Annotated in this window: 7 protein-coding genes; 1 reads left to right on the top strand and 6 read right to left on the bottom strand. The window is 73.3% G+C overall.

The genetic code is table 11. The features are described from left to right. Positions 1-2: 2 nt before the first annotated feature. Complete coding sequence (locus tag ACIRF9_RS22035) at positions 3-431, bottom strand: roadblock/LC7 domain-containing protein (RefSeq protein WP_403824697.1); 429 nt, start codon at positions 429-431, stop codon at positions 3-5. Next, positions 428-3466 carry a nitrate- and nitrite sensing domain-containing protein gene (locus ACIRF9_RS22040; protein ID WP_403825490.1) on the bottom strand — a complete coding sequence of 1013 codons (3039 nt, stop codon included), beginning with the start codon at positions 3464-3466 and terminating at the stop codon, positions 428-430. The genes ACIRF9_RS22035 and ACIRF9_RS22040 overlap by 4 nt, the downstream gene beginning before the upstream one ends. A 420-nt stretch (positions 3467-3886) precedes the next feature. Between ACIRF9_RS22040 and ACIRF9_RS22045 the strand changes: the two genes are divergently transcribed. Beyond that, the gene (locus tag ACIRF9_RS22045) at positions 3887-4444 is read left to right on the top strand and encodes a hypothetical protein (protein ID WP_403824699.1); all 558 of its coding nucleotides are present in this window, start codon (positions 3887-3889) and stop codon (positions 4442-4444) included. A gap of 49 nt (positions 4445-4493) precedes the next feature. Here ACIRF9_RS22045 and ACIRF9_RS22050 read toward each other — a convergent pair whose 3' ends face one another. The 4 genes from ACIRF9_RS22050 to ACIRF9_RS22065 form a co-directional block, all read right to left on the bottom strand. Further along, the gene (locus ACIRF9_RS22050; protein WP_403824702.1) at positions 4494-9113 is read right to left on the bottom strand and encodes a hypothetical protein; all 4620 of its coding nucleotides are present in this window, start codon (positions 9111-9113) and stop codon (positions 4494-4496) included. Positions 9114-9167: 54 nt separating this feature from the next. Further along, positions 9168-10046 (bottom strand): hypothetical protein, encoded by an 879-nt coding sequence (locus ACIRF9_RS22055; RefSeq protein ID WP_403824704.1) that lies wholly within the window; start codon positions 10044-10046, stop codon positions 9168-9170. A gap of 52 nt (positions 10047-10098) precedes the next feature. Further along, positions 10099-11628 carry a hypothetical protein gene (locus ACIRF9_RS22060; RefSeq protein WP_403824707.1) on the bottom strand — a complete coding sequence of 510 codons (1530 nt, stop codon included), beginning with the start codon at positions 11626-11628 and terminating at the stop codon, positions 10099-10101. A gap of 81 nt (positions 11629-11709) precedes the next feature. Next, positions 11710-12423, bottom strand: coding sequence for a GntR family transcriptional regulator (locus tag ACIRF9_RS22065; RefSeq protein ID WP_403824709.1), 714 nt, complete (start codon positions 12421-12423; stop codon positions 11710-11712). Positions 12424-12594: the final 171 nt, after the last annotated feature.

Raw genomic sequence — 12594 nt, forward strand, 5'->3', positions numbered from 1 at the left:
CACTACCCGCCCGAGGGCAGATCGGTGCGCGGCGCGGTGCCCAGATGTACGCCGACCCTCTTGACGAGGAGGGTCATCTCGTACGCCACCTGCCCCACGTCCGAGTCGGCGTCCGAGAGGACGGCGAGGCAGCTGCCGTCACCGGCGGCCGTGACGAACAGGAAGGCGTCGTCGAGTTCGACGACGGTCTGGCGGACGCTGCCCGCCTCGAAGTGCCGGCCCACGCCCTTGGCGAGGCTGTGGAATCCCGAGGCGACGGCGGCCAGGTGCTCGCTGTCCTCCCTGGTCAGGTCCCTGGAGGCCCCTGTCGCCAGACCGTCGCCCGAGAGCACGACGGCCTTGCGGATGCTGGCGACTCGGTCGACGAGTTCGTCGAGGAGCCAGTTCAGCTCGCCGTTGTTACTGTGGCCGGTCGCCTGCGGTGCGGTCATCGACCGTCCCCCTTTGTCGTTCGTTGTGGTGCTGTGCCGCTGTGGGTCTCGTCGCCCGCGGCGTTCTCCGCGCGACCGCGCTGCCAGCCGCGCTGGAGCGAGGCCATACGGCTGCGTACCTCGTCGGCGTCCCGGTCCTCGAGGCCGGAGCGGTTCTCCGTGCGCGGTGCCGGGCCCTGCCTCAGTTGCGGAGCCAGATTCGCCTGCCGTACGCGCCGGGGCAGGGCTCCCGGCGCGGAGGCGGTGTCATGAGGCCCGCCACCGAGGCCGCGGTCCTGCGACCCGCCACCCAGGGCCCAGGGCTGCGACCCAGTACCGGGAGTCCCGTGCTGGAGTCCGCCACCGAGGGTCCCGTGCTGCGGTCCGCCGGCAGGCGTCCCGTGCTGCGGTCCGCTTCCGAGGGTGTGCTCCGCGAGGCCGCCGGTTCCGCCCGCGCGCGGGTCGGGCGGCGTGTCCCTGCGGGTGACCGTGGGGTCCTGGTCGTCGGCGGCGGCCGTGGCCTGGCGGGTGCGTTGTGGGAGGGCGGGCTGCTGCGACGGGTCGTCGGTGCCGTGTCCGGGGCGGCCCGGCAGTGCCGGGAACTCGGTCGCGCCGATGCCCCGCGGGATCTGCGCTCCGCTGCCGCGGCGGCGCGAGGGCAGGGGTGCCGGTCCGTCGGCGTCCGTTCCACGCGGTCCGGGGCGCGGCGAGGCCTCGTCGTCCGTCTCCGGGCGCCGGGGACGCTGGTCGGTGACCGGGCGGCCGTGCGAGCTGACCAGCTTGGGCGTGCGGCGGCTGGGCAGGGGCAGAAGAGCGGCCGGGTCATCGGTGGTGCCGTCCGGCTCGCCGCCGCCGTCCGGGAACCTGCGGTGCTGCTCGACGGGCGCGACGGACGGGTTGTCCTCGGGGTGGGTGAGCGAGCGGCGCGGGCGGAAGAGGCCGCCGCGCTCGTCGTCCTCCTCGTCCAGGCCGGCCGGGAAGTCGCCGAGGGCGTCCAGGTCGACGGGGGCCTCCAGCTCGACCGGGCCGTCCAGCACGGACGCGGGCATCCCCGGGAGCTGCACCGAGGAGGACAGCGCGGGCCTGCGGCTCTCGCCCGCCTCGGCCGCCTTCGGGGCGCGGGGACGGTCGAGGCGGAAGCCGATGCCGTTGGTGTCGGGGACGTCGTCGGTCAGCAGGGCGTCGGGGATGAAGACGACGGCGGTCGTCCCGCCGTAGGGGGAGGGCTGCAGGGAGACCCGGACGTTCTGGCGCTGGGCGAGGCGGCTGACCACGAACAGTCCGAGGCGGTCGGTGTCGGACAGCTCGAACTCCGGGGTCTCCGCGAGCCGGAGGTTGGCCTCCAGGAGTGCTTCGGGCGCCATGCCGAGGCCCCGGTCGTGGATCTCCAGGGTGAACCCGTTGGCGACCCGCTCGCCCAGGACGTGGACGGCGGTGTGCGGCGGGGAGAACACCGTGGCGTTCTCCAGGAGTTCGGCCACCAGGTGGGTGAGGTCGGCGACGGCGGGGCCGGTGACGGCGAGGCGCGGCAGACGGCGGACCTCGATGCGTTCGTAGTCCTCGACCTCGGCGACGGCGGCGCGCACGATGTCCATGAGCTGGACGGGTTTGCGCCACTGCCGGGAGGGGGCGGCGCCGGAGAGGATCACCAGGCCCTCGGCGTGCCGGCGCATACGGGTGGTGAGGTGGTCGAGCCGGAAGAGGTCGGCGAGTTCCTCGGTGTCCTCGGTGCGGCGCTCCATGGTGTCGAGCAGGGTGAGCTGCTTGTGCAGCAGGACCTGGCTGCGGCGGGCGAGGTTGACGAAGACCTCGGAGACACCGGCGCGCAGTTCGGCCTGTTTCACGGCGGCCTCGACCGCGGCGCGCTGGAGGGTGTTGAGGGCCTGGCCGACCTCGCCCATCTCGTTCTTGTCGTACTCCAGGCGCGGCACCTCGGTCTCCACGTCGACCTGTTCACCCGCGGAGAGGCGGCGCATCACGCTGGGCAGCCGCACACCGGACGCCTCGTGGGCGTCCAGTCGCAGCTGGCGCAGGTCGCGGATGAGGCCGCGGCCGATGCGCACGGACAGGACGAGGGAGAGGATCAGGGCGACCAGGCCGAGCACACCGGCGACGACGGCCTTGACGATGACCTCGATGGCCACCGGCCGGACGCGGTCCTGGTAACGGTCGTTGGCCTGTTCGTCCAGGGTGCCGAGTTCGTCGAGGACGTTTCCGGCCGCGGTGTCCCAGTTGCGCGCGGTGACACCGCGGGGCATGCCGCCGGGCGTGGTGGCGATGACGGCCTGCTCGGCCGTGCGCAGCGGGGCGGTCGTCGCGTTCTTCCAGAAGCTCTCGTAGCGTTCGCGCTCGGCGGTGGGCAGCTGGGCGAGGCTGATGTCGTAGACCACTTCGCGCTGGGCCTCGAGGTCGGAGACGTCACGGATCTCCTCGCGGCTGAGCCGTCCGACGACCAGGGCGGAGCCGAGCAGGGCGTCCTCCTGGGAGAGCAGTTCACGGGCACGCGCGACGCTGACGAGGGCCCGGTACTGCTTGTCCATCTCCACGCTGTCGACCACGTCCAGCTTGGCCAGCAGGGTGTAACAGGGGTCGATGAGCTGGTTGTAGAGGTCCAGGGCCTGGGCCCGGGTGACGGTGCCCTCCTCGACGCTGCGGCGCAGGGAGTCGACGCCGTCGAAGGCGTCGAGCACCGCGGTCAGACCGTCGCCGTCGTCCTGGTCCAGGACGTCGCGGACGCCGGAGTCCTGGGCGTTCCGCCGGATCTCGGCGAGCGCCTCGTCCGTGGCGGTCCGGGTGCGGCGCAGCGCGGAGAGCGCGTCGGAGGCACGGGGGTCGGCGAGGTAGACGAGGGTCTGCCGGCGCTCCTGCTGGACGACACGGACCGTGTCCTCGATGGGGTAGCCGACCTTCTCCACGACGGCGGACACCGTGAACAGCCGATTCGCCTCACGGCCCGTCAGTACCGTGGCGAAGCCCCAGATCGCGATCAGGGACACCAGCGGCACGAGAAGCAGCGCCACGATCTTCCGGCGGATCGACTTCCCGCGAAAGCGCATGGCCTCCCCCAGCTCGAACCCCCAGCGACAGGGGGTACGCATGTGCGTCAACAAACGGCGCGAGCCTACTACCGACGCACAGTTAACTCGAAGACCTGTCCGGAAGCCGAACTTCCGCTCCGCGGTGGGAACATGCGGAGGTGTCAGGGCAATACAGGCGATTGCCGCCCCGAAACCGGCCTCGACGACAAGACCGGATCCGATCGGCACCGTAAGCGACTTGGCCAGAATTTTTCGCAACTTGGGAATCTTCGCGGCTTCTCGACCGTCCTACTCTTTGGGAATTGGGGGCGGAATCGGCCACAGGAGCCGCAGTCCGCACCTCGGCGGCGTAAAACAGAGCAAGCCGGGCAGCCACTGGGGAGCCGGGTCTTCGACCCGGAGGTGAGCGGTCTGCCGGCGGTGGGGAGTGACACGTTGATGGGCACGGCGGAGCGGCGCGAAGCGCCCGAAGAGGGCGCGACGAGGCGGGGAACGGCGCTGCGGGGCCCCGAGACACCGGATCGCGGTCTCCCGGTGGACGAGCGGGGCGCTGACCCGCGGGACGGCGCCGACGGCGCTATCACGTCACCTCAAGAACGAGCGGCATACCGGCCGTTGTGGGTCGAGGAGCCCGCGCGGCGGCGCCGGCTGCCCGACCCGGTGCGTACGTCGGCCGTGCGTGCGGTCCTCATCATCGCGGTGACGCTGATTCAGGCGATGGTGGCGTTCCTGTCCACTCTCGCCGAGTCGTGGCTGGCCTTTCCGATGGTGATCAGCAGTGTGGTCAGCACCGTCGTGGCCACATGGTCGGTGCTGGACGTCTGGGTGACCCGACAGGTGTGGAACCAGCGCAACGGCGTGGTGTCGACGCCCAGCAGCACCGCCCGCTCGCTGCGCCGTGAGCGCCGCCGGATGCGGCGGCAGGCCCGGGCGGCGGAGCGGGCGCAGGAGCGGATACGCCGTCAGGGCGGCGCCGGGCAGCTGTCCCACTCCTGAGGGCCCGTCCGGCGCGCCCGGGCATCCGTCCGGCGCGCCGGGTCGACCTCTACGGGGTGCTGGGGGCCGGGCGCTTGAACATCCGGGTGGCGGTGATCTCGCTGTGCACCGCCCCGCCCGCCTGGGGCGCCTGGGGCAGTCCCGGGCGGAGATGCTCCTCGACGCTGATGTATTTCAGGCCGGCCCTGAGGTCGGCGTCGTTGCGCAGCCGGATGACGAGCGGGAACTCCGCCAGCGCTGTCGTGTCGAACAGGCCGGTGGTGTACAGCAGCTGGACGCCGAGAGCGTCGGAAACGGCCCGCTGGAGCTCCAGCAGATAGGTCGCGTTGGCGCGGCCGATGGGGTTGTCGAGGAACAGCGTGCCGGCGTGCCGGTGCTTGTCCCGGCCGCGGTCGTTCGAGCGCAGCGCCGCCATCGTGCAGTACAGGGCGATGGCGGCGGTGAGCAGCTGGCCGCCGGAGAACACATCGCCCATCTGACCGACAGGCACCCGCTCGGCGCGCAGCACGGCGTCCGGCTTGAGGATCTCGACGGCGACGCCCTTGGGCTGCAGCGCGGCGCCGACACCGCGCAGCAGGAGCGACATGCCGTCGCGCCGCAGGTCGGAGTTCTTCTTCACGGCCGCCCGGGTCGCCTCGTCGATGACCTCGCCGAGCCGATCGGTGAGCGTGGCCTGGTCGGGTTCCTCGAAGCGGATGCGCAGAAACTCCTGGCCGGACCATTCGCCGAGCCCCTCGGGCAGACGGGACAGCCGCTGGGCCGAACGGAGCGTCGCGAGCGCGGACTCGACGAGTCCCCGCAGCCGGTCGACGATCGAGTCCCGGTTGCGCTCCAGCTGCTCCAACTCGTCCGTGAGCACCCGCAGTCGGGGCGCGAAGGCGTCCGCCCACTTCTGGGCGTGCTCGGGCAGCGCGGAGGCGGGCAGCTCGCGGATCTGCTGGCGGGCGGGCGTACGGACCTGCTCGTAGCGCGTGGAGTTGGCGTGCCGGACGAGCACGTCACTGGCCTCGCGTACGGCGGACTCGGCGGCGGAGAGGTCGGCGGCGCAGCCGCGCAGCGAGCGACGGGCCTCGGCGGCCGACTGGCGGGCCTCCTCCAGGTTCCCGGGGTAGGGCTCCGGTGCCTCCTGCTCGTCCTCGGGGGTGTGCTCGCGCAGCAGGTCGCGGAGCATCGCGGCGATCTCGTCGAAGCCGCCGGCCGCGTCCTCGGCGGCCCGGTGCGCGTCGAGCAGTTCGGCGTGCGCCTCGCGGGCCTGGGCCAGGGCCTCTGTGCGGGAGGCGAGTTCAGCCGTCGCCGTGCGCAGCAGGGCCTGGGCGTGCTCGGCGTCGCGCGGCTGGAGCTCCTCGGGCAGCTCGGTGTGGGCCTCGCCGTCCTCGGGCGCGTGCCGCTCGGCCTCGCCGCGCAGTCGCCCGAGCTGCTCGCTCGCGGTGGACATACGGGTCTCCAGGAGCTGTACGAGCTCCTCGGCCCGGGCGGCCGCGGCCTGCCGGGAGGGCCCGTCGGAGCCGTCGGGCGACTGCAGCAGCTGCTCCGCGCGCGTGCGGACCTTGTTGCTCAGCCGGTCCAGTTCGGCACGGGCGGCACTCTCGTCGCTCTCCGCGCGCGCCTGCTCGGCCCGTAGGTCGGCTCCGACGCCGACCTTCTCGTAGACCTGGGAGGCGGCCCGGTAGGCCTCGCGGAGGGCGGGGAGCGACGACTTGGGCGCGTCCGTGTCGTCCTCAGGTACGTCGTCGGGGGCGCCGGCGATCTCGGAGCGCTCGGCGCGCAGCGCACGGGCGGTGCGGCGGGCGTCGTCGGCGGCGCGCTGGGCGCCGCGGCGGTCCTCGTCGGCGGCGCGGGCGCGCTCCAGGCAGGCCTGGGCGCGGGCCTCGGACTCGGTGGCCTCGTCGGCGAGCTCCCGCAGCTTGACCTGCCAGCCCGCCCGCTCGCGCAGCCGGAAGGCGAGCCCGGCCAGGGCGTCGGCGGCACGCCGGGCCTTCTGGGCGGTCTCCTGCTTCTCGTCGCGGACCTGCGCGGCCTCGGCGGCGGCCTCGTCCGCCTCGGCGCGTACGGTCCGTGCCTCGGCGAGCTCGGCCTCGGCCTCCTCGGCGAAGGCGCGGGCGTCCCCGGCGGCCTGGGCGAGTTCGCCGAGCCGCCCCGCTGGACAGCCGGTGCGCCAGGAGGCGAGCCGGGCCGCCAGCTCCCGGTCCTTGCCGAGCCGTGCGGCGAGCCGGCGGATGTCCTCGTCCCGCTCGGTGGCCCGCGCGCGCAGCGCCTGCCGTTCCTCGTCGGCGGCGTGTTCGTCGTGCATGGCCGGGTTCGGCGGTACGAGGAAGACGTCCCCGCTGGTGGAGTCCGCGCCCGGGGTTGGTGCGAGCAGGGCGGCGGCCGTGCCGACAGCGACGGCCGAGCGCGGCAGCAGCGCGGCGTCGCTGAGGGCGTCACGGGCGCGTGCGTGCGAGTCGGGATCGGTGATGATCACGCCGTCGACCAGCTCGGGGCGGGCGGCGAGCACGCGCGCGTGGTCGGCGGGGTCGACGGCCTGGGCGAGGTAGCGCCAGCCGGGCAGGGCGGGGATGCCGTGTTCGCCGAGGAACTCGACGGTGGCCAGTACGTCCGGGCCGGGCGGCAGCAGCCCGCCGTCGCCGAGCGCGCCGAGGATGCGTGAGTCGTCGGCGGCGGCGGTGCGCAGGTCGAACAGCTGCCGTTCGGCGGAGGAGACGGCCTCGTCGAGCAGTTCGCGCAGTTCGTCGGCGCAGCGGTCGAGGTCCTCGGGGGTCAGGGAGGGACCGTCGGCCGTGTCGCCGTCCTGCCGGGGCTGCGGGATCGGTCCGCGTGGGGCGCCGCCGGTCAGGCCGAGCAGTTCGGTGAGCCGCTCCTCGCCGGCCAGGGCCTCGGCGAGCCGGTGCTCGGCCTCGTACGACCGCCTCGCGGCCGTCGCCGCGTCCGCTGCCCGGGCGGCGGTCAGCTCGGCGCGGGACTCGGCGGAGGCGGCCTCGCGGGCGTGCTCGGTGGCCCTGCGGGAGGCCTCTCTGGCGGTGTCCCAGGCGGCCACGGCCGTCTTCTCGGCGTCGCTCGCGGCGAGGGCCGCGCGCGCGGGGTCGGCGTCGGGCGCGCTGTCGTCCAGCCAGCCCGCGCGGACGGCCTCGGCGGTCTCCTGCTCGACCTCGGCGAGCCGCTGCCGCAGATGGCCGATCTCGCTGCGGGCGCGCTGCGCCTCGGTCGCGGCGGAGGTGGAGTCCCGGTAGGCGCTCTCGCCAACCTCCTGGAGGGCGGCCGAGCGCTCCTCCTCCTCGTTGGCGAGGGCCTCGGCGCTCTCGGCGGCGGCGTGCAGGGCGCGTACGAGATCGACGGCGGCCTTGGCGCGGGCGGCGAGGGCCGGGGCGGCGTCGCGTTCGGCCTCCTGGATCGCGGCGGACACGCGCGCGGCCCGGTCGGAGGCGGCGCGGTGGCGCAGTACGGCCTCGGCGGCCTGCCAGGCGGAGTGCAGGGTGCGCGCGTCGGCGAGCTCCCGCTTCTGCGCGGCCGCGGACTTCTCGGCGGCGGCGAGCGCCAACGAGGCATGCCGGAAGGCGAGTTCGGCGGCGATCAGCGCGCTGCGCTCACGCCCGCCCTCGGAGTGGGTGACGGTGTAGGCGGCGGCGGTGACCCGCTGGGCGAGGTCGGCGGCCCTTACCCGCTCCTGGACGCCCCGCGCGGACAGCCGGCGCGCCAGCGCGCGTGTACGCCGCTCGGCGCCGGTGTGGATGTCACGCGCGCGTGAGCGCGCCTCGGCGGCCTCCACGATCCGCCCGAGGAGGTCCACCGATCCGGCGGTGAAGTCCCGTTCGGCGATCAGTTCGGCGCGTCGGCCGAGCTTGTTGCCGAAGCCGCCGACGAGGTCGGCGAGCCCGTCGGTGTCGCGGGTGTCCGTCACCGCGCGCAGCAGCAGGTCGGTGAAGTCGGAGTCCTTCTTGACCGCGAAGAGGCCGGCGGCCTCGCCCTCGTCGGCGTTCATCTCCCTCTGGTAACGGAAGAGTTCGGGGTCGAGGCCGAGTTCGGTGAGGTGCTCGACCCACCGGTCGTGGATCTCCTCCCAGTGCACCTCCAGGTGCGGATACGCCTTCCCCGCCTCGGTGATGGCGTCCCGGAAACCCTTCATGGTGCGCCGCCGCCCCTGTGCCCCGGAGGCGCCCTCGACGGGCGGCCGTACGGCGGTGGACTCGGCGACGGGGAGGTTGTCCAGGCTGAGCCCGGGTCCGGGGCGGAAGGAGTACCAGGCCTCCGCGAACTTCCGCGGGTCGTTGGAGACCTGCCGTCCGCGCCACTCGCTCACCTTGCCGACGACGACGCACTCGCCGGTCAGGACGTGCTGCCACTCCAACGCGACGTGTCCGCAGTCGTCGGCGAGCAGGAACTTGCGCAGCACGCCGGAGCTGGCGCCGCCGAGGGTGTTGCGGTGGCCCGGCAGCATCACCGAGAAGATCAGCTTGAGCAGGACGGACTTGCCGCCGCCGTTCTCCAGGAAGAGCACGCCGGCGGGCGCGGGCCGGCGCGGCGGGCCGACGGGCTCCTCCTCGAAGAACTCCGCCTGCATGGGGGCGGGGTCGGGCACGACGTCACCGACGCCCCGCAGGTCAAGCACGGTGTCGGCGTAGCGCGCACCGGCGGGCCCGATGGAGTAGAGGCGGACCCGGGACAGCTCGTACATGGCGGACTCTCGTAAGTCTTCGGCAGATCGGGGGGGGTGGGGAGCCAGGAGGCTCTAGGAGTGGAACGGCAGCCCGGCGTCGGCCACCAGTTCCAGGTCGTCGGTCTCCTCGGCGGGCAGCAGCGTCGGTGTGCCGTCGGTGACCGGGACGACGCCCAGTTCCAGCAGCTCGGCGAGGGCGGCGCTGCCGGCCATGTCGCGGACCTGGAGCTGGTAGCGGGCCGTCGTGCGGTACGTACCGCCGTTGTCGTCGCCGGTGCGCTGGAGGAAGCCGGAGTCGGTGAGGAAGGCGACGGCCTTGCCGACGATGCCGGTGGTCGAACCGGCGAGTCTGCGGGCGTCCTTGGTGGCACCCGCGGCGCTGCGTCTGGCCCAGATCCGCCAGGCGGCCTCCAGCCCGGGCGCGTCGGTGGCGGGGTCGGTGTTCTCGCCCTGTTCCTCTGCGCGCTCCTCCAGCCGACGGCAGGCCTGGCGCACGAAGGAGTCCACTCCGTGGACGCTGACCCGCCCGATGTATCCGTCGTCGGCGAGGTCCTCGGGGCGCGGGAACGCCATCGCGGCGACCGCGAGATGGGCGAGGCCGTGCAGGAAACGGTCCCCGCCGTCGGCGGACGTGCGACGCGCGTAGTCCCCCATCCGCACCGCGAACACCGAGTCCTCGGCGGCGGTCACGGCCATCCCTGCGCGCGGGGAGACCTCCAGCACGACCAGGCCGAGCCCGGCGGCGACGGCGTCGGCGAGCCGGGCGAACGCGGGGTCCTCCCGGTGGCGCCGCAGCAGATCGGCGTACTCCTGGTCGCGCGCGGGCTGCAGTTTGGGCTGCAGACCGAAGGCGACGAGCCGCGCCGCGTCAGCGGCGTCGGCGGGGGTGACGGCGGCGCTCACCGCCGGGGCGGGGGCCTCCGTGTCGCTCCACTCGACGTGCTCGGTCACGGTTTCGGCTCCTTGGTGTTCTGGTACTCGTTCCTTGCGGTCCCGGCCCGGCTCATGCGGCCTCCGTGCGGTCCGCCGCCATCCCCGCGGCGTCCAGCAGGGCGGTGCCGACTATCAGGTCGGCGCCGCCGAACTCGGGGTCGTCCAGCTCTGTCCCGTCGTCCACGGCGAACAGCAGCTTCTCCTCGCCCTGCCGGTAGGCCGTGCCCACGGCCGGGCTGGCGGCATGCACCGCCAGCAGCGCCACCAGGTACGGCAGTTCGAGGTCACCGGTGCGCCGCGCCTCCGCCAGGAGGCCCGACAGCCGCCGTGGCGCGTCCGCCGGCAGGTCGAGCAGCTCCTTGGCGACCGCCAGCTGTTCCTCGCTGAAGCGGCTGTCGTCCGGGGTGGCGATGAGGTCGGGCTCCGGCATCTCCGCCCCCAGGTGCTCCCGCTCCACCGGCGGTGTCAGCAGCAGGTCGACCAGATCGGTGACCCGCACGGACACCGGCGTCCGGAACCCGGTCCCGCTCGCGAAGAACGCGCCGGTGACCCTGGCCGCCTGCTCCAGCGGCAACGGGAGCACGGGCGCGACGAGATGGCCGTAGAGGTCTATACCCGACGACGTCATGGGCGTGGCGAAGGCCTGCCGGTCCTGTTCCGCGCGGAACAGCGGGCCGGCCTCCAGCAGGCGGGACTGGAGCTGTGTGTGCCTCCGGATGCAGTCCTTCACGATGTCGACGAGTTCGGCGGCCCGCCGCTTGTTCTCGGCGTCCTCGATCTCGTCACGGGCCCTGCGGATGTTGGTGAGGATCGCGTTCTCGTGGCGGTAGCGGTCGGCGACGTGGTCGAGGGCCTCGGCGATCATGTCGGGGACGGCGTTGAGCCAGTCCACCGCGCGGACGTTGCGCCGGGTGGCGTCCAGGGCCCTGCGGAGGGTCTCCGAGTACTGCACGGTGCGGTAGCGGGCCTGTTCGGCGGCGAGTTGGGCGTCGGCGAGGCGGCCGCGGCGGATGAGGACCTCCAGCTTGACCTCGGCCGCGATCTGCGCGCTGGTGACGTCGGTGTCGAGGGCTCCGACGAGGACGTTGACCGCCTCGTCCGTGGTCCGGAGGTAGACCGCGCCGCCGTAGCCGGGGACCTCCTCGATCAGCTTGAAGTCGTAATCGCGGCGCACATAGGTGCCGTCCGCCGCGAAGGTGCCGTACACGGCGCGGAAGCCGCGGTCGACGCTGCCGACGTTGATCAGGTTCTCCAGGACCCAGCGCGCCACGCGCTCGTGCTCGGCGACGGGCCGCTGGGGGGCCTGTGCGGCGATGCGCGGGAGGAGGCGGGCCACGATCTGGTCGTGGTCGGCGCCGGTGTCGAAGTCCATGTTCAGCGTGACGAGGTCGATGGCGGCGAGGGCGATCTCCGCCATGCCGTAGACCGAGTACTCACCGGCGAGGTTGGCCTTGCGCGCGTCGAGGTCGTGGATGGGCGCGGTGCAGGCGAGCGCGCGCAGCCGCCGCGCCAGCCCCTCGTCGGCGGCCGGGCCCGGAGCGGGGCGCGGCCCCGCGCTGAGCTGGGGCGGAACACGGTCCGTCGATGCAGGCGAAGTCACGGTGCACAGAGTAGGTCCTCGGTCTGACAACGACCCAAACGACCGCAGATGCGACCGCCGTCACAAGGCCACCGGACGGCCTCAGTCGTCACCCCCGCCGACGGCCCCTTCTCCCACCCGCCGCCGGTACACCTCGACGACCCGTTCCAGCGAGTCCCGCAGGTAGACCTCCAGGAGCTTCTCCGCCCCGACCCGGTCGCCGGCCTCCAGGGCCTGGAGGATCTGGCGGTTGCGTGTGAGGTACGGCTCGTGCAGCCGTCGTGGGTCGTCGACGACGTGGAAGGCGAGGCGCAGTTCGGCGAAGACGCTGCGCATCAGTTCGTCGGTGCGGGCGCTGCCGGCCAGGGCGACCAGTTCGCCATGGAAGTGGATGTTGGCGGTACCCACCGATTTCCAGTCATTCTCGACGGCGGCCACCTGGCCCTCGGTGACGGCCCCCCGGAGGGCTTGCAGGGCGTACGGCGGCTCGCCCAGCCCGCGTACGACGGCGCACTCGACGAGCGCGCGCGTGCGGTAGATGTCCTCGACGTCCTCGACGGTCAGGACCCGGACGAACACGCCCCGGTTCAGTTCGTGGACGAGCAGGCGCTCGTGGGTGAGCAGCCGGAACGCCTCGCGGAGCGTGTTGCGGGAGACCCCGAGCGCCCCGCCGATGCTGTCCTCCGACAGGCGCGTCCCCGGGGGGAAGAAGCCGTCGGCGATACGGCTCCTGAGGATGTCCGAAACCCGTTCGGCCGTGCTGGTGCGCCCCAGGAGGGCACGGTCGTCGGCCAGTCCCGCCAGCTGCTCTGCCATGCCCGGAATTCAACCGCAGAAGACAAGAACGAAACAACAGGGGTATTGAAGGATCGTTCAACGATCCTCTACCTTCCTGTCTCACGGCGCCGCCCCGTCCCCACCGAGGCACCGCCCGCTCCCGCACGGCACGGCTCAGTCCCAGCACCCTCCGTCATCCCTCTGCGAGGT

It is taken from the genome of Streptomyces sp. NPDC096132, assembly GCF_044763345.1.
Lineage (GTDB): Bacteria > Actinomycetota > Actinomycetes > Streptomycetales > Streptomycetaceae > Streptomyces.